Source organism: Pedobacter sp. BMA, from assembly GCF_001027745.1.
Lineage (GTDB): Bacteria > Bacteroidota > Bacteroidia > Sphingobacteriales > Sphingobacteriaceae > Pedobacter.
Window position 1 is genome coordinate 55,990 of record NZ_LECU01000007.1, and the last position, 23,178, is coordinate 79,167.

22 protein-coding genes are annotated in these 23,178 nt (G+C 40.7%); 12 read left to right on the forward strand and 10 right to left on the reverse strand.

Annotation, left to right across the window (positions count from 1 at the left end; all coding sequences use genetic code 11):
- Positions 1-41: 41 nt before the first annotated feature.
- Positions 42-1,268: a multidrug effflux MFS transporter gene (locus AB669_RS16680; RefSeq protein ID WP_047800484.1), complete on the reverse strand. Its 1,227-nt coding sequence runs from the start codon at positions 1,266-1,268 to the stop codon at positions 42-44.
- A gap of 148 nt (positions 1,269-1,416) precedes the next feature.
- On the opposite strand from AB669_RS16680, the gene AB669_RS16685 reads away from it, so the two are divergent.
- The gene (locus AB669_RS16685; RefSeq protein ID WP_047800485.1) at positions 1,417-2,187 is read left to right on the forward strand and encodes a queuosine precursor transporter; all 771 of its coding nucleotides are present in this window, start codon (positions 1,417-1,419) and stop codon (positions 2,185-2,187) included.
- 237 nt (positions 2,188-2,424) lie between these two features.
- On the opposite strand, the gene AB669_RS16690 is transcribed toward AB669_RS16685, so the two are convergent.
- Both AB669_RS16690 and AB669_RS16695 read right to left on the reverse strand, forming a co-directional pair.
- Positions 2,425-2,676, reverse strand: coding sequence for a hypothetical protein (locus AB669_RS16690; RefSeq protein WP_047800486.1), 252 nt, complete (start codon positions 2,674-2,676; stop codon positions 2,425-2,427).
- 45 nt (positions 2,677-2,721) lie between these two features.
- A complete protein-coding gene (locus AB669_RS16695) occupies positions 2,722-3,408 on the reverse strand; it encodes a DUF3291 domain-containing protein (RefSeq protein WP_047800487.1) in 687 nt (228 codons plus the stop codon).
- A gap of 81 nt (positions 3,409-3,489) precedes the next feature.
- On the opposite strand from AB669_RS16695, the gene AB669_RS16700 reads away from it, so the two are divergent.
- The 8 genes from AB669_RS16700 to AB669_RS16735 all read left to right on the forward strand — a co-directional run bounded on the left by AB669_RS16700 (position 3,490) and on the right by AB669_RS16735 (position 9,744).
- A complete protein-coding gene (locus AB669_RS16700; RefSeq protein ID WP_047800488.1) occupies positions 3,490-3,966 on the forward strand; it encodes a GAF domain-containing protein in 477 nt (158 codons plus the stop codon).
- A gap of 13 nt (positions 3,967-3,979) precedes the next feature.
- Complete coding sequence (locus AB669_RS16705; protein WP_047800489.1) at positions 3,980-4,585, forward strand: DNA-3-methyladenine glycosylase; 606 nt, start codon at positions 3,980-3,982, stop codon at positions 4,583-4,585.
- A 50-nt stretch (positions 4,586-4,635) separates the two neighbouring features.
- Complete coding sequence (locus AB669_RS16710) at positions 4,636-5,124, forward strand: pyridoxamine 5'-phosphate oxidase family protein (RefSeq protein WP_047800490.1); 489 nt, start codon at positions 4,636-4,638, stop codon at positions 5,122-5,124.
- A gap of 65 nt (positions 5,125-5,189) precedes the next feature.
- Positions 5,190-6,485: a kynureninase gene (gene kynU / locus AB669_RS16715; protein ID WP_047800491.1), complete on the forward strand. Its 1,296-nt coding sequence runs from the start codon at positions 5,190-5,192 to the stop codon at positions 6,483-6,485.
- 6 nt (positions 6,486-6,491) lie between these two features.
- Positions 6,492-7,352, forward strand: a complete 861-nt coding sequence (locus tag AB669_RS16720; RefSeq protein WP_047800492.1) for a bestrophin family protein — start codon at positions 6,492-6,494, stop codon at positions 7,350-7,352.
- Positions 7,352-8,254 (forward strand): histone deacetylase, encoded by a 903-nt coding sequence (locus tag AB669_RS16725; protein WP_047800493.1) that lies wholly within the window; start codon positions 7,352-7,354, stop codon positions 8,252-8,254. Before AB669_RS16720 ends, AB669_RS16725 begins: the two co-directional genes overlap by 1 nt.
- 33 nt (positions 8,255-8,287) lie before the next feature.
- Entirely contained in the window at positions 8,288-8,971 is a 684-nt protein-coding gene (locus AB669_RS16730) for a pseudouridine synthase (RefSeq protein WP_047800494.1), read from the forward strand.
- Positions 8,972-9,009: 38 nt separating this feature from the next.
- The gene (locus AB669_RS16735) at positions 9,010-9,744 is read left to right on the forward strand and encodes a hypothetical protein (protein ID WP_047800495.1); all 735 of its coding nucleotides are present in this window, start codon (positions 9,010-9,012) and stop codon (positions 9,742-9,744) included.
- On the opposite strand, the gene AB669_RS16740 is transcribed toward AB669_RS16735, so the two are convergent.
- The 3 genes from AB669_RS16740 to AB669_RS16750 form a co-directional block, all read right to left on the reverse strand.
- Positions 9,725-11,104, reverse strand: a complete 1,380-nt coding sequence (locus AB669_RS16740; protein ID WP_047800496.1) for an MATE family efflux transporter — start codon at positions 11,102-11,104, stop codon at positions 9,725-9,727. The genes AB669_RS16735 and AB669_RS16740 overlap by 20 nt on opposite strands.
- Before the next feature lie 68 nt (positions 11,105-11,172).
- Positions 11,173-11,802: a helix-turn-helix domain-containing protein gene (locus AB669_RS16745; RefSeq protein WP_047800497.1), complete on the reverse strand. Its 630-nt coding sequence runs from the start codon at positions 11,800-11,802 to the stop codon at positions 11,173-11,175.
- A gap of 9 nt (positions 11,803-11,811) precedes the next feature.
- The gene (locus tag AB669_RS16750) at positions 11,812-12,297 is read right to left on the reverse strand and encodes a DUF4442 domain-containing protein (protein WP_047800498.1); all 486 of its coding nucleotides are present in this window, start codon (positions 12,295-12,297) and stop codon (positions 11,812-11,814) included.
- A gap of 481 nt (positions 12,298-12,778) precedes the next feature.
- On the opposite strand from AB669_RS16750, the gene AB669_RS16760 reads away from it, so the two are divergent.
- Both AB669_RS16760 and hemF read left to right on the forward strand, forming a co-directional pair.
- The gene (locus tag AB669_RS16760; RefSeq protein ID WP_047800500.1) at positions 12,779-14,005 is read left to right on the forward strand and encodes an MFS transporter; all 1,227 of its coding nucleotides are present in this window, start codon (positions 12,779-12,781) and stop codon (positions 14,003-14,005) included.
- Positions 14,006-14,151: 146 nt separating this feature from the next.
- Entirely contained in the window at positions 14,152-15,045 is an 894-nt protein-coding gene (hemF, locus tag AB669_RS16765; RefSeq protein ID WP_047800756.1) for an oxygen-dependent coproporphyrinogen oxidase, read from the forward strand.
- A gap of 173 nt (positions 15,046-15,218) precedes the next feature.
- Here the strand turns inward: hemF and AB669_RS16770 are convergent, their stop codons facing one another.
- The 3 genes from AB669_RS16770 to gyrA all read right to left on the reverse strand — a co-directional run bounded on the left by AB669_RS16770 (position 15,219) and on the right by gyrA (position 20,169).
- Positions 15,219-16,367 carry a lipopolysaccharide assembly protein LapB gene (locus AB669_RS16770; RefSeq protein ID WP_053058450.1) on the reverse strand — a complete coding sequence of 383 codons (1,149 nt, stop codon included), beginning with the start codon at positions 16,365-16,367 and terminating at the stop codon, positions 15,219-15,221.
- A gap of 99 nt (positions 16,368-16,466) precedes the next feature.
- Complete coding sequence (locus tag AB669_RS16775; RefSeq protein WP_047800501.1) at positions 16,467-17,555, reverse strand: tetratricopeptide repeat protein; 1,089 nt, start codon at positions 17,553-17,555, stop codon at positions 16,467-16,469.
- Between the two features lie 25 nt (positions 17,556-17,580).
- Positions 17,581-20,169 (reverse strand): DNA gyrase subunit A, encoded by a 2,589-nt coding sequence (gene gyrA, locus AB669_RS16780; protein ID WP_047800502.1) that lies wholly within the window; start codon positions 20,167-20,169, stop codon positions 17,581-17,583.
- Positions 20,170-20,493: 324 nt separating this feature from the next.
- Here gyrA and AB669_RS16785 point away from each other — a divergent pair, with 324 nt between their 5' ends.
- Complete coding sequence (locus AB669_RS16785; RefSeq protein WP_047800503.1) at positions 20,494-21,705, forward strand: TCR/Tet family MFS transporter; 1,212 nt, start codon at positions 20,494-20,496, stop codon at positions 21,703-21,705.
- Here AB669_RS16785 and AB669_RS16790 read toward each other — a convergent pair.
- Positions 21,702-23,054, reverse strand: a complete 1,353-nt coding sequence (locus AB669_RS16790) for a PhoH family protein (protein ID WP_047800504.1) — start codon at positions 23,052-23,054, stop codon at positions 21,702-21,704. The genes AB669_RS16785 and AB669_RS16790 overlap by 4 nt on opposite strands.
- Positions 23,055-23,178: the final 124 nt, after the last annotated feature.

Here is a 23,178-nt window from a genome sequence, read left to right on the forward strand (position 1 = left end):
ACCTAAGATTAGCTTAAAATGACTATTGGGGCAGAAACAGACTAATGACCAACAACAGCTGCATCAGCTGAGGCTGCGACTTCATTTTTGATAAATCTTCTGCCGATGAGAAAACACAATAGAGCAGTAAAAGCAGCAATAGTCATAACCAGGGGCATGGGCACCACGGAATGTTCACTAAATAAACTGACTATTACGGATGCTAAAGCGCCTAAACCCATTTGTGTAGCGCCCATTAAAGCTGATGCGCTACCGGCGTTTTTAGTGAACGGCGCCAGAGACAATGCTGCAGCATTTGGATTAATGAAACCTAAGCAACATAAAAACAGCGCGATAAAGCCAATGGTTGAATATAGGTTTAACCAGTTATTGAAGGCAAAAACCAGAAAAATTAAACTGAAACCGCATTGTGCCAATAGTGCCCAGGTTACAATCTGTTTACTGCTGAACCACTTCAAAATCATGCTGTTAAGCTGACTTGAACCGATAAATGCAACCGACAGCAGGGCAAAGATCCAGCCATAGCCAGTTTTACTTACCTCATATATCTTCATGAAAACTGTTGGCGACGATGATACATAAGCAAACAAACCAGAGAAGGTAATGGAGCTGATGAGTGCGTAAGTGGAAAACTGTGGCTCTTTTAAAACAGACAAAAAGCTATTGATGATGGGCCTGGGTTTTAAAGAGTAAGTTGGGTCGGGCTTGTAACTTTCAGGAAGTTTGAATATGGAAGCCAGCAAGATAAAAATGGCCATAAGGCCAAGAAATACAAATACATATTTCCAACCTAAGGCTGAAATAAGATACCCGCCTGCAGTTGGCGCAAGCATAGGGGAAACGGCAATCACGAGCATAAGCGATGCAAAGACCTTTGGACTGTCTTCTACAGAGAAAAGATCGCGAACCATAGCCACAGACGCCACTGCAGTAGCACAACTCCCGATGGCCTGCACAAATCTCAATATGATCAACTGGTTTACATCGGTAACGGCCAAACACAGAAAAGAGGCCACAATGTATAAGGCCAGCCCGAAATAAAGCGGCTTTTTCCTTCCGAATTTGTCTAACAGCGGTCCGTATAAGAGCTGACCAGCCGAGATACCGATAAAAAAGCTGGACAAGGATAAGGCAACTGTAGATTCTGTACTTTTAAGGTCATTGGCAATATCGACAAAGCCAGGCAGGTACATATCGATTGAAAAGGGACCGAGTGCTGCCAGTGAGCCTAATATAAGAATGAGGAAGAAGTGTTTTTTCTGAGCCATGTTTACTAGTTTTGAGCGGCGCAAAGATTGGGAGATTTAACTTCTTAACCTATTTTTATGGTCGAACGATTGTAAAAAGGTCATTGCTTTTAAAAATTAACATTTAAAACCTGAGAATTGAAACGATTTATCTTTAGATTTATGGGCTATGACTTTTAAAACTAAAGAAAGCCGTTTACTTCTCATCCTGGGGAGTTTTTTTGTGGCCAATGCGATCTTATCAGAATTTATTGGCGTCAAATTATTCAGTGTCGAAGAAACCCTTGGTTTTAAAAAGTTCGATATCAACTTATTCGGCGTACCGAATCTTTCGTTTGTAATGTCTGCAGGTGTTTTAACCTGGCCAATCATTTTCATTATGACGGATATTATCAATGAATATTTCGGTGTGAAACAGGTGAGGTTTCTTTCTATACTTACATCAGTGCTGATTGCCTTCGCATTTATAGTGGTTTGGGGATCTATGCATTTAAGTGCTGCAGATTTTTGGGTACACCAGAAAATAAATGGTGAGGACCTGAACATGAACAACGCATTTGCAGGAATTTTTGGTCAGGGTATGTGGATTATCGTCGGTTCGATAATCGCCTTCATTGTGGGCCAGCTTGCGGATGTTTTAATTTTCCACAGAATTAAAAAGATAACAGGGGAGCGGGCATTGTGGTTACGGGCAACTGGTTCTACGTTAGTATCTCAGCTTATAGATAGCTTTGTGGTTATTTTTATTGCCTTCTATCTAAACCCACAGTACCACTATAGCTGGCAAATGGTGGCAGCTATAGGATTGGTAAATTATGCTTATAAATTTATCGTGGCTATTTTAATGACTCCGATTCTTTATATCGTTCATGCTATTATTGATGGCTACCTGGGAAAAGATTTAGCCCGGAAATTAATGGATATGGCTGGTCGGGGTTAAGGTATATTTCTATTTAGACAAAAGAAGAAGTAAAAGATATTTGGCGAAAATCAATAGCAGAATATTATTTTGTGCATTTATTTATACTACTATGATCCAGGAGATTAAGAAAAGTCATCTAAAGTGTTTTTAGAGAATATTGAATGGCGTTACAACCTTTAATAGCCCTAATCGCAGAATAATATTTTGAACACCAGAATTAAAAACTGAAAATCAGGTAGTTAACATTGGTTACATCTAATATTGATGTCTTTTATAAGCCGCCGTAAAGTCAGTCCGCATTAATTTAAACCGTTCAATTACCGTGGCAATAAATTCTTCGTCAAGAATCTCGAATACATCATTTACACCGCCACCACTCAGATCAAGTTCGGCTAGTTTGTAGCTTTGCTCAAAAGTACCCTGTTCAAACTTAATGATGAATTTCTGGTTCATGGAAAAGATGGAAATCTTACATTCGGGATGTGGAAGTTCGGCGATGACTCTCATAGTGTTTGATATTGAATTATTGATTGAGTGAATTTGTGAATGGATTTAACTTATTGATTGACCATTTAGCGTACCTGTGCTTTCTATGACAGCAAAACGGGCAAAGAGTTCTTCACTGTACCATTTACGGTCTCTGGTCAGTTTGATCACATCGGAATGGTCGAATGATTGATAAGCGTACTTCTTCATGGCTTCGGGGCTTTCCCAAATGGAAAAAGTTGCCTGATCTAAAAATGGGTTTTCACCTATACCCGCGGAAAGTACGAAACCATCAGCTTTACGCATGGCTTCAGCCGCCCGTTTGACATTACTTCTGAATTCTTTAACCTTCCCCAAATGAATGGCTGCACGGGTGATGACTGCTATTTGACCGGACAGCTTCTCTTGAGTTTTATCAAATATAAACGGCTGTTTTCCTGACCATTTACCATGAGCAGATAAAGGCTTGAGTAATATCGTAAACTCTTCTGCACCAAATTTACGGAACCATTTAACAGGGAAAGCATGCTGATAAAAGTGATCGCAATCGCCGCGGTTCGCCCAGGTGGTGAGCAATGCCCAATGTTTGAAATCGGGCCCGAGATCTACCTGCGCATTTTTACCACTCCCCATGAGTTTCCAAAAACCACATTTACCATTAAGCCACAGCGGCAAACGCAGCAGCGCCATCCCCAAGAAAGCAAAGGGTATATAATGGCTTTTGAATCTAGTTATGGTTAATGCTACGATCATGTAAGAAATGGAATAAGCGGTCAAAACTAAACAAATTAAGCAGGATAGCAAACTCCCGGTTATTTCTTAACTTTGATGATTATGGCAGAAGATTTAATCATAAACAGAAATACAACAAAAGCGGCGCAATATGAGTCGTTGCTTCCGCAAATTGAGGGACTGCTGCATGGCGAAACGGATTTTGTAGCCAACATGGCTAACGTTACCGCTGCACTGAAGGAGCAGTTCGGCTGGTTTTGGGTAGGATTTTACCTGGTTAAAGCGGACGAGCTGGTATTGGGTCCGTTTCAGGGGCCTGTGGCCTGTACGAGGATCCAAAAAGGTAAAGGAGTTTGCGGCTCGTCGTGGAAAGAGGCTAAAACACTAATCGTTCCAGATGTTGATCTGTTCCCGGGGCATATTGCCTGCGCATCGGCATCAAGATCTGAAATTGTTCTACCGCTTATTAAAGGTCATGAAGTAATCGGCGTGCTGGATGTAGACAGTGAGTTCCTGAACCATTTTGATGAAACAGATCAGACTTATCTTGAACAGGTTATCTCTATTTTACTAAAGTAAAAAACTATATCAATTGAAACTTTCTGCAGACTATTATTTGAATGAGGATGCTGTAGGTGTAGCGCAGGATTTACTGGGTAAGGTGCTTTTTACGAATATCGATGGTCAGGTTTCTGCCGGAGTTATCGTTGAAACAGAAGCTTATCTTGGAATCCATGACAAAGCTTCACATGCCTACGGTGGGCGTAGAACTAACCGTACAGAAACCATGTATCAAAGCGGAGGAATAGCCTATGTATACCTTTGCTATGGGATGCACCATCTATTCAATGTGATAACGTCAATTGAAGGAGATCCGCACGCGGTTTTGATCAGGGCAATTGAGCCGCTGATTGGCAAGGAATTTATGGAGGAGAGGAGGAACATGCCTGCAACCAAAGCAGCAATATCGTCAGGACCGGGATCGGCAGCTAAAGCATTGGGTATCAACAGTACCTTTAACAAAAAAGATTTATCCGGGGCGGAAGTATGGATTGAAGATCATCAGATTGAATATGGGAAGGAAGATATTGCTGCAACACCACGTGTGGGCATTGCCTATGCGAAAGAGCATGCGCTACTGCCCTGGAGATTCTTTGTAAAAGGCAATAAGTTTGTAAGCAAGCCGAATAAGGTTTAGAATCAAACATTTCCTATCCACTCTTGTTATTCATTTAAATACCTCATAAAATGAAAAACGAGAAAAACATATCAATTTTAAAAGAAATGGCAGAGGGTGTCCGCACCTGCATGTTTACTACATTTTCTGCCAAAGATGAGTTTGGCAGCAGACCAATGGGCACAGCGAAAATAGAAGACGACGGCAGTATCTGGTTTTATACAAATGAATACTCCCTAAAATCAAAGGAAATTTCTAAAGACAACAACGTGCTGCTGGCCTATAGCGAACCCTCTAAAAACACTTATCTTACTGTAAAAGGCAAAGCTGAGCTGGTGGACGATAAAGTACGTAAGGAAGCTTATTTCTCGCCTTTTATCAAAGCCTGGTTTCCTGACGGAATTGAAGATCCACGATTGATCTTGATTAAGGTAACCCCAGAAGAAGCAGAATACTGGGATGCATCGTCATCCAAAATCGTGGTTTTATTTAGCATATTAAAAGCAGTAGTTACCGGCGATACCCCGGACATGGGAAAACATGACACATTAAAGTTTTAAACAAAAGATACCCTTTGAAAAGCAGGATTGGCAACAATACCTGCTTTTTTTGTATTATTGGGGCGATGAAATTAGAAAACAATCTGGCCTTTGCCAGAAGCCTGGACCAGGCTGATATATTAAGCGCATTCCGGGAGCAGTTTTTATTTCCGAAGCACCAGGGAAAGGATTTTATCTACCTATGCGGTAATTCTTTAGGGCTTCAACCTAAAGTTTCTAAAGATGTTTTAGTCAAGCAACTTGACAATTGGGCAAACTACGCGGTTGAAGGCTGGTTTGACGGCGATGAACCCTGGATGTTTTACCACAAAGCACTGAAAAAACTGATGGCGCCGATTGTTGGAGCTTTACCTGCTGAAGTATGTCCGATGAATACCTTGACAGTGAATCTACACTTACTGATGGTCAGTTTTTATCGTCCTACCCAGAAACGTTTCAAGATTATAATGGAGGGTGGTGCTTTTCCATCCGATCAATACGCTATTGAAAGTCAGGTGAGATTTCACGGATTTGACCCGAAAGAAGCGATTATAGAGGTATTTCCAAGGGAAGGCGAGGACAATCTTAGAACAGAAGATATTGTAACACAAATCGAAGCAAATGGCAAGGAAATTGCCCTTGTGCTTTTTGGTGGCATAAATTACTACACTGGTCAATGGTATGACATGGAGACCATCACAAAGGCGGGACATTCGGTTGGTGCAATTGTAGGATGGGACCTTGCGCATGCCGCAGGAAATGTACCTGTTAAACTGCATGACTGGGATGTGGATTTCGCCTGCTGGTGTTCATACAAATACCAGAACTCAGGCCCCGGGGGAATCAGCGGGATATTTGTTCATGAGAAGCACTTTGGCAACACGGAACTGAACCGTTTTGCAGGATGGTGGGGATACCAGGAAAATACGCGTTTTAAAATGACCAAAGGTTTTATTCCTGAAGCCGGAGCCGACGGCTGGCAGGTGAGCTGTACCCAGGTGATGCCGATGGCGCTCTACCATGCATCTCTGCAAATTTTTGAGCATGCAGGGTTTATAGCACCATTAAGAACTAAAAGTATTGCTTTAACCCAATATCTAGAATTCATTATAGAACAGGTTAATACAGCAATTGGAACGGAGCAATATAAAATTATCACTCCGAAAGACAGCAGTGCCCGGGGGGCGCAGCTATCCATCATTGCAAAGCAAAAAGGGAAACTTATTTTTGACGGGCTGTTTGAAAATCATATTCTGGGAGACTGGCGGGAGCCGGATGTGATTCGTTTAAGCCCAATTCCCCTGTACAATTCTTTTGAGGATATTTACCTGACGGGAGAGGCACTGCTTGCCGTAACAAAAAAAGTATTGAATCTTCAATAACACAAGATGATCAACTATAATCCGAAAGACTGGTTTACTTTTATCTTCCATATCCATAAAGCGGATACTTTCAGAAAACTGTGGCCGCTGATGCTGAGTGTAGCGGGTTTTTCGGGGGTGATTTCGTTTCTGGAACTTCATGTCTTTAAATTATCCAAAAGCGACTATGTAAGCAATATCGGCATGATGCACAGCCTGCTTGGCTTTGTAATTTCGATGCTCCTGGTTTTCAGAACCAATACCTCATATGATCGTTGGTGGGATGGCCGTAAGCTCCTGGGCGCACTAACCAATGTGAGCAGGAATTTTGCGATGAAAATCAAAGCTCTGAAACTTCCTGAAGAGGATACGCGCTTTTTTGAATATGGTATACCCAAATATGCTTTTGCTTTAAAGGAACACATGCGTGAAAAGAAATACTTTGGAAAGAACAGTTTTCTGATTGAGGTAACTGAAGGGAAGCATATCCCTAACCAGATTGCGAGCAGCATGATATCCAGGCTTTACGATTTGACTGCTGCAGGGCACATTTCGCAGGAGCAGCTAATTGTTTTGACTGCTGATGTGAATCAGTTCACGGATATATGTGGTGGCTGTGAACGAATTAAAAATACACCAATCCCTTTTTCTTACAGTGCATTTATCAAGAAATTTATTTTCATTTATGTGCTTACCATTCCAATCGGATGGGTATTCAGTCTGGGGTATTACCTGGTATTAATTGTGCCTTTTATCCTCTATGTATTAGCTAGTTTGGAGCTGATAGCTGAAGAAATAGAAGATCCGTTTGGATACGATGCAAATGACCTGCCTGTGGACACCATTTGCAACAATATTGAGAAACACGTGGAGGAGATTTTAAGTTAATGATTAAGATTGCCTGGCATCCCATTTACGCGCATCTGCTTCCTGAGGGGCATCGGTTTCCGATGTTAAAGTATGAGCTGATTCCTGAACAATTGCTGCATGAGGGAACCGTATCACAGGCACATTTGTTTCAGCCGGGACTTGTTGATGAGGCAACGATCCTGTTGACGCACGAAAAAAACTATTGGGAGCAGCTTCGTGATTTAACATTATCACCTAAAGACCAGCGCAGAACCGGCTTTCCCTTGAGCGCCAAGCTGGTGGAAAGGGAGCTGATGATTGCACAGGGTACGATTGAGGGAGCGAGGTATGCTATGGAAGCTGGAATTGCTTTTAATGTTGCGGGTGGCACCCACCATGCCGGCAGCAATTGGGGTGAGGGATTTTGTTTGCTTAACGACCAGGCAATTGCAGCTAATTACCTGCTGGATAAAAATTTAGCCAAGCGAATCTTAATTATCGATTTAGATGTACATCAGGGAAACGGGACTGCAGAGATCTTTACCAAAGAGCCCCGTGTTTTTACGTTTTCGGTACATGGAGACAAAAATTTTCCATTTAGAAAAGAGGTTTCAAATCTTGATGTTCCATTGAATGATGGTATTGAGGATGAGGAATATCTCTCGATTATGGAAAGTAATTTGAAAAAAGCATTCGAGCGATCAAAACCGGATTTCGTCTTCTACCTTTCAGGCGTTGATGTGCTGGCCACCGATAAGCTGGGCAAACTCTCGCTAAGCCGAAATGGTTGTAAGGAGCGGGACCGGATTGTTCTTCAGTACTGTAAAACGAAGGCGCTGCCCATGCAAATCAGTATGGGTGGTGGTTATTCGCAAGATATCAAAGATATTGTGGATGCGCACTGTAACACGTACCGGCTGGCTTTTGATTTATTTGAGTAGGCTTGATGCCCAAAATATGATTATCTTCGCGGCATGTTGGAAATCGTTTATCAGGATGAGCATTTAATCGCTATTAATAAACCACACGGGCTACTGGTGCATAAATCCTCCATAGCAAAAGACGCTACGGAATTTGCGCTTCAAATGCTACGTGACCAGGTTGGAAGGCATGTTAACCCCACTCATCGCATAGACCGGAAGACAAGTGGAATTTTATTGTTTGCTTTTGATAAAGAAACCGAAATTGCTATGCAACAGCAATTTATGAATACACAAACGAACAAGAAATATCTGGCCATACTCCGGGGCTACGCACCTGATGCAATGGATATTGATCATCCGCTGGCGAAGGAGAATGGGACGATGCAAGAGGCATTTACGGCATTTAAAACCTTGCAGCGGGCCGAGATTGATGTTCCCATGGGTAAACATCCCACATCCAGATATTCTCTTGTGGAAGCCAACCCTAAAACCGGCAGAATGCACCAGTTGAGAAGGCATTTTAGTCATATTTTCCATCCCATAATTGGCGACCGAACGCATGGTTGCAATAAGCAAAACAAATTGTTCCTGGAAAAGTGGGACATGACGACGATGTTGCTGCATGCTTCAGAGTTGAGTTTTCTCCATCCGAAGACAGGAGATCAGGTACATATCCAGGCTAATCTTCATGATGAATTTAAAAGGGTGATGGATTTGATGAAAATGAAACTTTAGCACAATTTTTCTCTCGAAATGCTGTTTATAAAACATCTATGAATAAATACTTACGTTTCGCTATTCCGGTATTAGCGCTTTTTGCTTCGGGTTGTTCTTCCGTTTACATGCCCAATGTTCCAAATACACCGATGCTTAGCAAGCAAGGTGAATTTAGTGGTGGCGGACACATTTCATTAAAAGGAAATGCCAGTATTAATGGGGCATATGCTATCTCTGATCATATCGGAATACTTGCCAGTGGCTCTACTATGCAAAGTGAGCGCAGAAGTAAAGATTTTAGCCACAAGCTGATTGAAATTGGCGGAGGTTATTTTGACACCTTTGGGCCGGACAACAACCGGATTATTGAAATTTATGGTGGTGTGGGAAAAGGGTGGAGTGATATTACTAACCGGGACTTTAAAAATGATGTGCTGGTGAGTTCTGAGCTTCAGGAAGTAGACTACCGCAAATCATTTCTGCAGGTGAACTACAGCTCAAAACGTAAAAACAATCTACATCTTTTCGGCAAGGATTTTCCCATCAATTACGGCACAGCTTTAAGGATCAGCCATGTGAAGATGGACAGGTTTTTCCTGAATGGAATTGTACTGCCGAAGGAAGACAATATTTTCTTTGAGCCGATTTTCTTTACCAGAATGGGCCTGAGCAAAAACATTCAGCTACAATATACTACCAGTAGTAATATAGGCCTTAAAAACAGGGATTATATGACTGCAGGTAATTCAATTTTTACAGTTGGTGTAGTGGTTAATGTTGGGGGAAAATAATGGTGTCGCCATTAAGCATTCTTGTTTTATTTTGAAACCTTAGAAAGAGGAGTACCGATGCGGTTAACAATCCTATTGTTAAACCATACCAGATTCCGTTAACGCCTAGTCCAAATTTCAAACCTAACAGGTAACCTACGGGAATACCCACGACCCAATAAGCCAGAAAAGTAATTATTGTTGGGACATTTACGTCTCCGATACCGCGGAGTACACCCAAACCCACAACCTGGGTACCATCAAAAAGCTGAAAGAAACCTGCAATAATGAGCAGTTGTGCTGCAATTTTCACCACACTCAGATCTTCGGTGTATATGAACGGTAAAACCTGATGCGCCAAAACGAATATGATGGCTGTACAGCTCATAAAAAGGAGAACGACATGATAACTTGCAATTGCCGATTTCCGAAGATCGGCGAAATTCTTCTTCCCAAAATTATTCCCGGTTTTGATGGTGGCCGCTGACGCAATGCCGCTTGCAATCATATAAGTCATTGCAGCGAGACTGATGGCAATTTGATGTGCTGCCTGCTCCACTGCACCGATTGTACCGATTAACACGGCAGCGCCGCTAAAAGCGCTAATCTCGAAAGAATACTGCATCGCTACAGGAGCACCAATTTTAATAATCTTCATTGCCCTTAATTTATCAATGAATGTAATTTTAAAACCAGCAAGGTATTTTTTGAAATGTTTTGACCTTAATACATAAATGGCCATTACCGTTGCCATTAAAAGTCTGTCGATTAATGTACTCAAACCTACACCACTAACGCCCATAGGTTTGATGCCGAACATTCCTTTTACAAATACGATCCCGAGGATAATGTTTACTGCATTACCCCATATAGATACGAACATGGCCTGTTTGGTAAATCCTAGTCCCTCTGCGAATTGCTTAAAAGTCTGGAAAACCAATAAAGGAATAATGGAAACGGAGAGCAGCCCCAGGTAAGGTTTCGCATAGGTAACCACGGCAGGTGTTTGGCCCAGGTGATCGATGATTAGCAGCACTCCAAAGTGGACAAGCATGTAGAGTATAATGCCAACAAATACATTAATGATTAAACTATTGGAAAGCAATCTGCCACATTCCTCATCATTCTGGCGGCCATGTTCCTGGGCAATAAGCGGAGTTAAGCCATAGGAGATCCCTAATCCAATTACCATAATGAGGATGAAAATACTATTTACGAGCGATACGGCAGCAAGCTGTGTTGTATCGGTAAAGTGCCCTACGATAACGCTATCGGCCATATGCACAAGGGTGTGTCCCACTTGTGAGCCGACGATTGGCAGGGCTAAATGTAGATTTTCTTTATAATAAGGTTTATATCTGGAATAGAATTTTGCTAACATAAGCCTGCAAAGGTCGGTTTTTTAAGTATCAAAAAAGACAGACAGATGTAAGTAAGTTACATTATGGATTATTTTACAGCCGTAAAATACTCCTCTTTTTCTGTAGTGTGGGTTTTGATTACGTTGGTTAAAACGAGGTTGACGAGAATTTTCTGGGCTTTCCTGTATGATAAGCGAAGTAGTTTACTAAACTCCTTCAGCGTGATTTGCTCATTTTTATCCAGGTACTCCAACAATTTCTTTTCGTTTTCAGAGTAGGAGATGAGTACCCCATTGTCTTTATGCTCATTTTTGAGCACCTCGACTATAATTTTGCTTGCCAGCACGCTTTTATCATCAATGCGGATATATGCCCACCATTTTTTTTGATCATCTATTGCATAATGCGGCTTGGTGTCACTTTCGGGAATATTAACGACCAAAACGAGTTTATCATCAACGTAAATCTCTTCAAAAGATGGCTCAATTGCAGGCTTACAACACTGGTGTGCAGCGGTTAGGATCATGTATTTTTCTTCTTCCTCGGATTTTACACCTTTTATCGATCCATCATCAGCCACCCCGATGAGCAATTTACCTCCCTTATTATTGGAAAAGGCAACTAAGCTTTTGGCAATTTTTTCGGTGTTGGTTATGGTTTTCTTAAAATCAAGCCTGACACCTTCGCCCTGCAGAATCAAACTTTTAATACTCGGCATAATTACATATCAATAAGCAACACTTGGCTCTTCGCCCTGATGCAGGTTCCGGACATAAACTTCGTTCATAACGGTGGCACAAAGCTCACCATTCTTATTTGTGATTTCCATTGGGTAAGCCTTGACAAACTTTCCATCGGTTTTTAAAGCTTCTTCAGCTTCAGCGACCATTGCATCGGTAAGGCGAATGGTAAAGTAAAGATTAGAGCGGCCTGGCTTGAGGTATTGAATGGAAGCGCTTTTGAGCCATACTCTAACTTTAAAACCCCTGCGCTGCATGAGTTGATCGAATAAAAGTGCATAGAAAGGATCTGTAGCAGCATAAATTGTTCCTCCAAAAATAGAGCCGTTGTAGTTTTTATTTAAGAAGCTTTTGCTGATTTTTACTGTACAGCTTCGAAAATCTTCATCAAACTTCTGCACCCAAATGCGCTGAAAGAATAATGGCGGATAGAAACGCATTACCCATTTGAGTGTGTTTTGAGAAATCATCATACTTACTAATATCAGAAAGTTTTATCACCTTTTAAAGTTTTGGGGATGATGTTTATGTCATATTTATCGTTCGACTTTATGTCGCAGTTTTATTACCGGATGAACAAAAAATTAAAACCAAATGACACTTAGGTTGTTAAGCAATACAGATAACAATAAAAACTATGAAAAAAATAATTTTAAGTCTTGCTTTTGCTGGTACTTTAATGATTGCCACATCAGCATGCAATTCGTCTAAAAATATGGCTGGTTCATCAGACAGTACTATGACGGATTCGACCACTACCACACCGATGGATACGACAAAAACGACAACGCCTCCTGACACGTCGAAGACGATGCCACCAGACACAACAAAGAAAATGCCTCCAATGTAGGAAATACGAAAACCACTCCCAACCAGGAGTGGTTTTTTATTTTAATAATCTATTTTAAATATTTGCGCTAATTCGTACTTTCAGCGGTTAAACCAAGTATTTAAATGAATTCCAAAACCACCAGCCGAAACGTCATTTTCTTAGTTATTGTAGCCGCCCTTGGTTACTTCGTAGATATCTATGATTTAGTATTATTTTCTGTAGTCAGACTAAAAAGTTTTGCAGACATCGGTGTTTCTCCAGAACAGATGCGAACAGACGGAGAGTATGTAATTAATATGCAAATGTTTGGCCTTTTATTAGGCGGACTATTGTGGGGTATTATCGGTGATAAGTTCGGCCGTATCAAAGTACTTTTTGGTTCTATTTTAATGTATTCGCTGGCGAACATCGCTAATGGTTTTGCTACTGATGTACACAATTATGCGATTATCCGGTTTATCGCTGGTATCGGCCTTGCGGGTGAGCTGGGTGCCGGTATTACGCTGGTAACGGAAACCATGGACAAAGAAAAAAGGGGATACGGTACGATGGTTGTGGCAGGGATAGGCTTGCTTGGTGCGGCAGCGGCAGCTACAATAGGCAAGCACTTTACCTGGCAAACCTCTTATTTTGTTGGAGGTGGAATGGGATTACTGCTGCTGCTTTTGCGTGTTGGCACCTTTGAATCAGGCATGTTTAAACACGCAGAGCAGAATGAAGACGTATCCAAAGGCAATTTCTTTATGCTTTTTTCTGATCGCAAGCGGTTTTTGAAATACCTGGCCTGTATATGCCTGGGTTTACCGCTTTGGTTTATTGTAGGCATCCTGGTTACTCAAAGCCCGGAAATAGGCAAAGCATTGGGTGCGAAAGATGTGCTGAATGCCGGCACCGGTATCATGTACACCTATTTTGGCATCGCTGTTGGCGATGTTGTTTGTGGTTTCCTTGCACAACTACTGAAGTCGCGTAAAAAGACAGTTTTAATTTTCCAGACGCTATCGGTGTTAACCGTTATATTATACCTTACCAGTAAAGACCTTACCGAAAGCAACTTTATTTTGATTTGTTTAGTTATGGGCTTCGCCGTTGGCTATTGGGCAACCTTCGTCACTATTGCTGCCGAGCAGTTTGGAACCAATATCCGTTCGACCGTTACCACAACCGCCCCGAACTTCGTGCGTGGCGCATTAATTCCGATAACAGTCTTATTCGAATTTTTCGTTCATCAGTATAATATTGTTACTGCAGGCTTTATTTTAATGGCGATCGTAACCGTTATTGCCATGATATCGGTGGTATCTTTGAAAGAAAGTTTCAATAAAGATTTAAATTACCTGGAAGAATAGGTTTTTATGCGCAATTGGAGATAGTCAACTAAAATTTACCTGTTTGCGAGGCAGTTATTGCTGTGTCAATTAAATGTACTATCTAAATATAAATGAAATTTGGTAGTGGAATAGCTTTAGATTTGTTTTCAGATAGAAGATCAGCGATGTTTAAAGAAGAAGTTGCAGCACGTTACAGGCAAATTCAGGATGAAATTTGCAGGGGATTAGAAATTGCCGACGGCACGGGTAAATTTGAGGAAGAATTATGGGAGAGAACTGGTGGGGGAGGCGGCCGCACCCGTATCATGCAAAACGGGTCAATTATTGAAAAAGGCGGAGTTAATTTTTCAGCTGTTTACGGCAAGCTACCGGAGGCGATAAAAAAAGCTTTTAACGTAACTGAAGACGACTTTTTTGCGACGGGAGTATCCATTGTGATTCACCCAAACCATCCATTGGTGCCGATTATTCACATGAATATTCGGTATTTTGAATTAAATGAGGAAACCCGCTGGTTTGGTGGCGGCATCGATTTAACACCTCATTACGTTTTCGAAAATGATGCACGTTTTTTCCATCACAAATTAAAAAATGCCTGTGACGAATTCAATCCGGATTTCTATCCTAAATTCAAGCAGCATGCTGATGATTATTTTTATATTAAACACCGTGAGGAAACCCGGGGCATTGGTGGAATTTTTTACGACCGGTTAAAACCTGAGCAAACCAATTTATCCTGGGAAGAAATTCTGGATTTTTCTGCCAATATCGGAGAAACATTTTTGCCTATTTATACTGAGCTTATTGATCGAAACCGCGACAAATCGTTTACTGAGATTCAAAAAGACTGGCAATATCAGCGGCGAAGCCGCTATGTGGAATTTAATCTGGTATATGATTCAGGTACTAAATTTGGACTTGAAACCAATGGCCGGATTGAATCGATTTTAATGAGTTTGCCTCCACAAGCCAATTGGGGTTACAATGTACAACCAGCTGTTGATTCTGAAGAATACAAAACACTGCAACTGCTTAAAAAGGGAATCAACTGGATTTAAGTTTGCAATAAGAATATATACAAAACAGCCGGTTAACGATTATGTGGTAGCCGGCTTTTTGTATATGGCGAAAGCCCCCCTTTCATATAATATATTATAAGGACTCATAATTAACATTATGTTAAGTTGATTATTATCACACCTACTCTTTTTGTCGGTGAGTTTAATGAAATTTAAAGTTCCTGTAATTTCCGGTTAAGCTCCTGCACTTTATCGGTAGCTTTTTTCCTGGTATAGATTTCGATAAGCAACTGAACAGTTTTCTTATCGTTGGGATTGATTTCATTGGCACGTTGCAAAGCATATTGTGCCTGATCAATGAGTCCGTTGTATTTTGTGGCCTTGTCAGCTTCGCTTTTCTTTAGTGTTTCATTAGCTGAATTGATATACGCCAGGCTTAACTGGTATAGCGCGTCAAAATAATTCTGATCACTGGATAAAGCTTTATCATAAGCCAATATTGCGGTGGAGTTGTTTCCTCCGTACTGTTGCAGGTAACCATATAAGAAATAAAGCAGTTTATTTCCTTTTTCTACTTTTAAGTTATTTTCAATTAAACCCTGGGCTTTACTGAAATTTTCGGAATCTAATAACAAGTTAATGTAATCATTGGTAAGTAAACGGTTGTAAGAGTTTAGCGCCAGGCCATCTTCCAATGTTTTGATTGCAGTTTCATTTTCAGACTTTACCACATACATTTGTGCCATTTTCTGGAATACCGTTGCATTTCTTATTCCATTTTCTTTAGCTCTTTTGAAGTAATTTAATGCTTCATCGTAAGCCTGTATCTGATACGCACAGATTGCGGTATTTAAAGCCAGAGTTGTATCTGCAGGAAAGCTATCACTTACCTCTTTTAAATCGGTAAATGCCTCTTTAAAGTCGTTTGCAAAATAGGCCTCATTGGCCTTGTATTGCTTTTTAATGAGAATATTGTGGCGAGAGGCTTTAATGAGTCCAGAATTGTCGTCGAATTTATCTAAAGATTTTGCTTTATTAATGGCCTCGATTGCGGCATCGTAGAATTTGTTTGAGTTAGCTGCATCAGTATCAATTAGTGCGGCAAATGATGTTAAGTAAGATTTGATAGACCATGTTTCAGACCACTTCATTGTTTTACTGTCCTTCTCTGCAGATTCAATTGCTTTCAATCCATCCGAAACAATACTGAGCTGTTTTTTTGAATCTTCCTTATTGGCGATAGATGCCTGTAGTTTGCCCACTGAGTTTCGTGCAATAAGAATCTGGCTCTTTTGCGCCATCACTGTTTGGGAGGATAAAAATAAGACTGCCGCAACTGCTGTTTTAAAGGAATTTTGCATATCGTACTGAAATGGGTAAAATCTTAATAAACCATAAAAATAAACATAAAAAAAAGAGCTCCGAAATTTCGGAGCTCTTTTTTTGACTGATCAGTTTAATTATTGTTTAGGAAGTGCGTCTAAACGTTTTTTGATGTCATCGTAGTTTTTAGTATCATTTCTGAAAGCGTAGATGGTTTTAAGTGTTTCCAATGCGCCCTGATTTTTACCGTCGATATCTAATGCTTTTTTGTAGAAAGGTAAAGATTTATCTAATAAAGCGTTCATTTTAACGGTTACTTCATTGAACTCTTTTACTTTCTTTTGATCGATTTTATTTCTTTCGTTTTGTAATTTCAACGCCTGAGAGAAATAAATATTTCCTAATAGTACCTGATAATTAGGGTTATTAGGTTCTTTCGCAGCTAAAGCAATAAGCATTTGCTCTGATTTGGCAGCATCTCCCCTGTCGATATAAATCTGGGTTTCCGTTTTGATCCAATCCGTATTATCAGGGAATTTTGCTGTAGCTTCTTTAATTAAAGCCAATCCAGCGGTTGTATCTTTTTGTTTACTTAATACGGTGCTGATGATTTCTGAATACAAATCTTTCGACTGCGGAGAATTTAACGCGATTACTTTCTTGAACTGCGTAATCATTCCCGGATAATCTTCGATGTTTCTGGCAGCGATACCAGCATTTAAATACATAGAAGTATCTTGAGGATTGATCACGGTTGCTGCTACAAATTTCTCGTAAGCCGTTTTGTAATCTTTTTTGTTATATGCCACTACCCCACCGTTTCTGATCGCATTGGTCACATTAGTTTCAGCTAAAGCGATATTGTCTTTTTCCGAACCTTTTGCATCTAACTTTTTAGCTTGCTCGATGGCTTCCTGAGCGATTTTGATGTTGGCATCGGCATTTGCTGTACTGGTAGAATCAATGATTGCGGCAGATGATGCGAATAACGCACGGTATGACCATGCTTCTGGCATTACTTTCGATTTTTCGTCAGCAATTGCTTTGTCAGTATGTGCTAAACCAGTTTTAATAGACTCCAATTTCTTATCTAGAGGGCCTTTTTGGTTTTGCAACATGAACTGAGTGATACCCCAATTGCTTTTGGCTGCATTAACTTCACTTTTCTGAGCAAATGCAGAACTTACTGTTCCTGCTAAAATTATACCTAGAAATACTCTTTTCATAATTTTTATTCTAATCTTAATTTAGTTAATTTTCTTCTTCCGTTTCGTCATCGGCCTCAGATTCGTCATCAGTTTCATCTGCGTCTGTGGTATCCGCCTCTACCTCTTCCCCATCTTGTACCAACACGCCTTCTAAATCTATTGTTTCCTCTTCATCCTCTTCGTGATCGATTTTGGTTACTGAAGCAATTTCGTCATCACCTTTTAATGATATTAAGCGTACACCCTGAGTGGCGCGGCCCATAACCCTTAAAGCTGAAACAGGGATTCTGATTACAATACCTGAACGGTTGATGATCATTAAATCTTCACTGTCAGTAACGTCTTTAATTGAAACTAATTGCCCCGTTTTGTCTGTAACGTTAATGGTTTTTACTCCTTTACCGCCACGGTTTGTAACGCGATAATCTTCAATATCTGTACGTTTACCATATCCCTTTTCTGAAACTACCAATACAGTTACCTCGGGACTGTTAACAGCAATCATGCCAACAACTTCATCCTGCTCATTTGCTAATCTAACCCCACGCACTCCTGTAGCCGTTCTACCCATAGGGCGAACAGTTTTTTCGTTGAAACGAATGGCTCTGCCTGAGCGTAAAGCCATTACAATCTCGCTTTCACCGGTGGTTAAGCATGCTTCTAATAAAACATCACCATCATTAATATTAATTGCATTAATACCATTTACCCGTGGGCGTGAATAAGCTTCTAAAGAAGTTTTCTTGATGGTACCTTTTTTAGTACACATGATGATGAAATTGTTTTCCAGGTATTCCTGGTCTTTAAGGTTCTTAACTTTAATGTAAGCCTTAATTTTCTCATCTTTTGGAATGTTGATGATATTCTGAATGGCGCGCCCCTTACTTGTTCTTGATCCTTCAGGAATTTCATAAACCCTAAGCCAGAAACATCTTCCTGCTTCGGTAAAAAAGAGCATGTAGTTATGGGCTGTAGCCACGAGCATGTGCTCGATAAAATCTTCGTTTCTTGAAGTACTGCCTTTAGAGCCTTTACCGCCTCTACCCTGCGCTTTAAATTCAGTAGCTGGGGTACGTTTCACATATCCTTCGTGAGAAATGGTAATCACTACCTCTTCATCATCGATGAAATCTTCCATGCTCATGTCTTCGGCAGAGTGAACAATAGTCGTTCTGCGTTCGTCGCCAAACTTCTGCTTCACTTCTTCGAGCTCATCTTTAATAATCTGCATACGCAAACCTTCGTCGGCAAGTACAGATTTTAAATAATCGATGGTTTTCATGAGTTCAGCATATTCTTCTTTAATCTTATCGCGTTCCAGTCCTGTTAAACGACGAAGCGTCATATCCAGAATGGCACGGGCCTGCAGATCGCTCAAACCAAACTTCTCCATCAAGCCTAAGCGGGCTTCATCAGGTGTTTCCGATGCACGGATTAATTTGATTACTTCGTCTAAATGATCTAAAGCGATTAAATACCCTTCTAATATATGTGCGCGTTTTTCTGCTTCAGCTAATTCAAATTTGGTACGACGAATGACTACTTCATGACGGTGATCAACGAAGTGAGTAATCAAATCTTTCAGATTCAATAACTGCGGGCGACCTTTTACCAGTGCAATGTTGTTTACACTGAAAGAGGTTTGAAGGGCTGTATACTTATATAGGTTATTTAAAACGATTGAGGCGTTTGCATCGCGTTTAATTTCGTAAACGATGCGGATACCATCTTTATTTGATTCATCTTTAATGTTTGAAATACCTTCCAGTTTCTTCTCGCCTACCAATTCAGCTGTACGCTCAATCATCTGGGCTTTGTTTACCTGATATGGGATTTCAGTAACAATGATAACCTCGCGATCTTTGATGCTTTCGATTTCAGCCTTGGCGCGCATTACAATTCTTCCGCGGCCCGTTTCGAATGCTTCTTTCACACCATTATAACCGTATATAATACCCCCGGTAGGAAAGTCAGGTGCTTTAACAAACTTCATCAGTTCCTCAACAGTGATGTCGCGGTTATCGATGTAGTTCACTACGCCATTAATGGCTTCGGTAAGGTTGTGAGGAGCCATGTTTGTGGCCATACCTACTGCAATACCTGAAGATCCGTTAACCAGTAGGTTAGGGATTTTTGAAGGCAACACTGTAGGCTCTTGTTCCGTATCATCGAAGTTGAACTGGAAATCAACGGTATCTTTATTGATATCGGCAACCATTTCTTCGGCAAGTTTACTGAACCTTGCTTCTGTATAACGCATTGCTGCCGGCGAATCACCATCAATGTGACCAAAGTTACCTTGTCCATCGACCATTGGGTATCGTAAACTCCAATCCTGAGCCATACGAACCATAGTAAAGTATACTGAGGCATCACCATGAGGGTGATACTTACCTAAAACTTCACCAACGATACGAGCGGACTTTTTATAAGGCTTACCACTGGTAACACCTAAGCCCAACATCCCATAAAGCACACGGCGGTGTACAGGTTTCAATCCATCGCGTACATCAGGCAGAGCCCTTGATACGATTACCGACATTGAATAATCAATGTAGGCCGACTTCATCTGTTCCTCTATATTAATTTGAATGATTTTGTCGTTTTGTTGATTCTCTAAATCTTCTGCCATAAATTATTATTCTCGTGTTTGAAGACGACTTTTAAAAAAGGGTATTATATAACCTTGCGAATTTAGCAAAAATATAGCGGAATAAGGCATTGTGGAAAAGTTTTGGCCTTCGACATAGGTTTTTCAACTCCGGCAAGATTTTAATTTACTGAAGGCCAGTTTAAGGCGTTTCGTATTCTAAAAAAAACTGGATGGCGTGAAGACCGGGTTGATAATAGAGGTAGATTTCAGGTTAGGCATACCAGTAAGCTTAAATAGGGTTTATGGAACTAAAATTTACAATTTAAACTAATTCTGATACTTTTGTTTCAAACCTTTACGATAATGGCAAAAGAAACGAAATCTGCAATGAGCTTTATTATGGTAACCCTCCTGATTGATTTCACGGGGTTCGGGATTATCATTCCGGTTTTGCCAAAACTTATACAAGATTTTACGGGCGGAGGCTTTGGATTGGCTGCTGAGTATGGCGGCTGGCTGACTTTGGCCTATGCATCAGTTCAGTTCATCTTTTCTCCTATTATAGGTGCCTTAAGTGATCGCTTTGGCAGACGTCCGGTTTTGTTAAGCTCATTATTCGGACTTGGCATCGATTATATTTTCCTGGCCTTCGCTCCTTCCATTATATGGCTGTTTGTGGGCAGAATTATTGCCGGAATCACCGGAGCCAGCTTTACCACCGCCCAGGCTTATATTGCCGACGTGTCGGCACCTGAAAAAAGGGCGCAAAATTTTGGTCTGGTTGGCGCTGCTTTCGGTGTTGGCTTTATTTTAGGACCGGTTTTAGGGGGCGCCTTTAGTCATTTTGGTACCAGGGTGCCTTTCATGGTTGCAGCAGCACTGTCTCTAATTAACTGGCTGTATGGGTATTTTATATTACCTGAATCTTTACCTGTTGAAAAACGGAGACCTTTTGAATGGAAAAGGGCAAATCCAATTGGCTCATTAAGGAGTATCGGAAAGTATCCGGCATTACTGGGACTGATGATTACTTTGTTTCTGCTTTACTTCGCCAGTCATTCCGTCCAATCGAACTGGACATTCTATACTATGGAAAAATTTAACTGGGATGCTTCATGGGTGGGTTACTCCCTCGGCTTTGTTGGTTTGGTGATTGGTGTTGTACAGGGTGGATTGATCAGGATCATTTTGCCTAAAATCGGAGATAAAAAAGCGGTTTATTTTGGTTTGATATTATATGTGATCGGCTTTGTGGCTTTTGCTTTTGCAACGAAAGGCTGGATGATGTTTGCCTTTATGCTTCCTTATGGGCTTGCTGGAATCGGCGGACCGGCCATGCAGGGTTTAATATCGAACCAGATTCCGGCAAATGCGCAAGGCGAAATGCAGGGCGTTTTAACGGGTTTGCAAAGTCTCGCTGCAATATTTGCACCCTGGGCAATGACACATATTTTTGCCTATTTTATAGAAAGTAAGGCGCCGGTGTATTTTCCGGGCGCACCATTTATACTTAGTGCTGTGTTGACGTTAATCGGATTATTCATAGCGCTTAGGTCGTTAAGAAAATATCATTAAAGCAAGGCATTAGCCAGGTTAGCCAGTTCGCTTCTTTCACCTTTTTGCAAGGTGATGTGTGCATATAGCGGATGGTTCCTGGCATTTTCAATCAGGTAAGAAAGTCCGTTACTTTCCGCATCCAGGTACGGTGTATCAATTTGATAGATATCACCCGTAAATACGATTTTTGTATTTTCGCCTGCCCGGGAGATAATGGTTTTCACCTCGTGTGGTGTCAGGTTTTGTGCTTCGTCAACAATGAAGAATATCTTGGTGAGGGTTCGTCCACGGATGAATGCCAGCGGTGCAATGGCTATTTTTTCTGAAGAAATAAGCTCATCAATTTTCCCAGACATCTTATCGTCGCCAATAAACTGTTCCTTAATGAAGCGTAAATTATCCCAGATGGGAGCCATAAAAGGATCTGTTTTTGATTTTGCATCTCCTGGCAAAAAGCCGATGTCTTTGTTGCTTAATGAAACGATTGGACGGGTTACAAATATTTGCCTGAAGTTTTTACGCTGCTCAAGTGCGCTGGCAATAGCGAGCAACGTTTTTCCTGTTCCGGCATTGCCCTGAATGCTTACCAGGCTAATGTCCGGATCGAGCAGTGCGTGAATGGCAAATGCCTGTTCGATATTTTTTGGCTTAATCCTGAAGATGGCATCAGTTGAAACGGAAGAGAATGTTTTTAACTGATGATTATAGAAAACATTTGCTGATTTACGCTTATTCTTCAGTATATAAAAGTGATTTCCAGTTTTAAGGGACAGTGTATTATCGTGTACTTCAATTACCTTATCATGTTTCAGCTGATCAACGATATTGATATCAAAGTTCAGTAATTCTGTTTTACCGGCGTATAGCTCATCAACATTCTTGATTTTGCCTGTTTCGTAATCTTCTGCAAATAAATCGAGGGCTTTGGCTTTCAGCCGCAGGCAAATATCTTTTGAAACCAGAACAACTTTCTTATCAGGGTTCTCTTCTCTTAAACTTAAAGCAGCGTTTAAAATTTTATGATCGGTTTTGCCTTTTCCATAAATCTGTTCTGCATCAACTTTTAAAGGTTTCTCATTCAGTATGACTTTAAATTTTCCAGAACCAGAAGCACCCATTGAGATCCAATCGCTGATGAGTTTTTCTTTTGACGTTTTATCGATCAGTCTTATAAAGCTGCGTGCTTCAAAGTTTCGGGTATCGTTACCGCTCTTAAAGTTGTCCAGTTCTTCGAGAACCTGAATGGGTATGGCAACATCGTGCTCCTGAAAATTATTTAGCGCATTGTGATCGTAAAGAATAACGGAAGTGTCCAGTACAAAAATCTTTTTAGCGGATTTAGAATCTGATTTACTTTTTTTAGCCATAAGTAAATTTAGTGATTTACAGAGAGAATTACCTGTGATATAATAGAATTAAGTTATCATCAGTTCTGTAAATGGCTACGGATTTTCACAACCCTCGGCATCATGCGATCGAAGTGCTATGGAG

Excerpts from the sequence above, each read along its gene's own strand:
- AB669_RS16680 (WP_047800484.1), bottom strand. The coding sequence starts at position 1,268 with ATGGCTCAGAAAAAACACTTCTTCCTCATTCTTATATTAGGCTCACTG.
- AB669_RS16685 (WP_047800485.1), top strand. The coding sequence starts at position 1,417 with ATGACTTTTAAAACTAAAGAAAGCCGTTTACTTCTCATCCTGGGGAGT.
- AB669_RS16690 (WP_047800486.1), bottom strand. The coding sequence starts at position 2,676 with ATGAGAGTCATCGCCGAACTTCCACATCCCGAATGTAAGATTTCCATC.
- AB669_RS16695 (WP_047800487.1), bottom strand. The coding sequence starts at position 3,408 with ATGATCGTAGCATTAACCATAACTAGATTCAAAAGCCATTATATACCC.
- AB669_RS16700 (WP_047800488.1), top strand. The coding sequence starts at position 3,490 with ATGGCAGAAGATTTAATCATAAACAGAAATACAACAAAAGCGGCGCAA.
- AB669_RS16710 (WP_047800490.1), top strand. The coding sequence starts at position 4,636 with ATGAAAAACGAGAAAAACATATCAATTTTAAAAGAAATGGCAGAGGGT.
- kynU (WP_047800491.1), top strand. The coding sequence starts at position 5,190 with ATGAAATTAGAAAACAATCTGGCCTTTGCCAGAAGCCTGGACCAGGCT.
- AB669_RS16720 (WP_047800492.1), top strand. The coding sequence starts at position 6,492 with ATGATCAACTATAATCCGAAAGACTGGTTTACTTTTATCTTCCATATC.
- AB669_RS16725 (WP_047800493.1), top strand. The coding sequence starts at position 7,352 with ATGATTAAGATTGCCTGGCATCCCATTTACGCGCATCTGCTTCCTGAG.
- AB669_RS16730 (WP_047800494.1), top strand. The coding sequence starts at position 8,288 with ATGTTGGAAATCGTTTATCAGGATGAGCATTTAATCGCTATTAATAAA.
- AB669_RS16735 (WP_047800495.1), top strand. The coding sequence starts at position 9,010 with ATGAATAAATACTTACGTTTCGCTATTCCGGTATTAGCGCTTTTTGCT.
- AB669_RS16740 (WP_047800496.1), bottom strand. The coding sequence starts at position 11,104 with ATGTTAGCAAAATTCTATTCCAGATATAAACCTTATTATAAAGAAAAT.
- AB669_RS16745 (WP_047800497.1), bottom strand. The coding sequence starts at position 11,802 with ATGCCGAGTATTAAAAGTTTGATTCTGCAGGGCGAAGGTGTCAGGCTT.
- AB669_RS16750 (WP_047800498.1), bottom strand. The coding sequence starts at position 12,297 with ATGATGATTTCTCAAAACACACTCAAATGGGTAATGCGTTTCTATCCG.
- AB669_RS16760 (WP_047800500.1), top strand. The coding sequence starts at position 12,779 with ATGAATTCCAAAACCACCAGCCGAAACGTCATTTTCTTAGTTATTGTA.
- hemF (WP_047800756.1), top strand. The coding sequence starts at position 14,152 with ATGTTTAAAGAAGAAGTTGCAGCACGTTACAGGCAAATTCAGGATGAA.
- AB669_RS16770 (WP_053058450.1), bottom strand. The coding sequence starts at position 16,367 with ATGCAAAATTCCTTTAAAACAGCAGTTGCGGCAGTCTTATTTTTATCC.
- AB669_RS16775 (WP_047800501.1), bottom strand. The coding sequence starts at position 17,555 with ATGAAAAGAGTATTTCTAGGTATAATTTTAGCAGGAACAGTAAGTTCT.
- gyrA (WP_047800502.1), bottom strand. The coding sequence starts at position 20,169 with ATGGCAGAAGATTTAGAGAATCAACAAAACGACAAAATCATTCAAATT.
- AB669_RS16785 (WP_047800503.1), top strand. The coding sequence starts at position 20,494 with ATGGCAAAAGAAACGAAATCTGCAATGAGCTTTATTATGGTAACCCTC.
- AB669_RS16790 (WP_047800504.1), bottom strand. The coding sequence starts at position 23,054 with ATGGCTAAAAAAAGTAAATCAGATTCTAAATCCGCTAAAAAGATTTTT.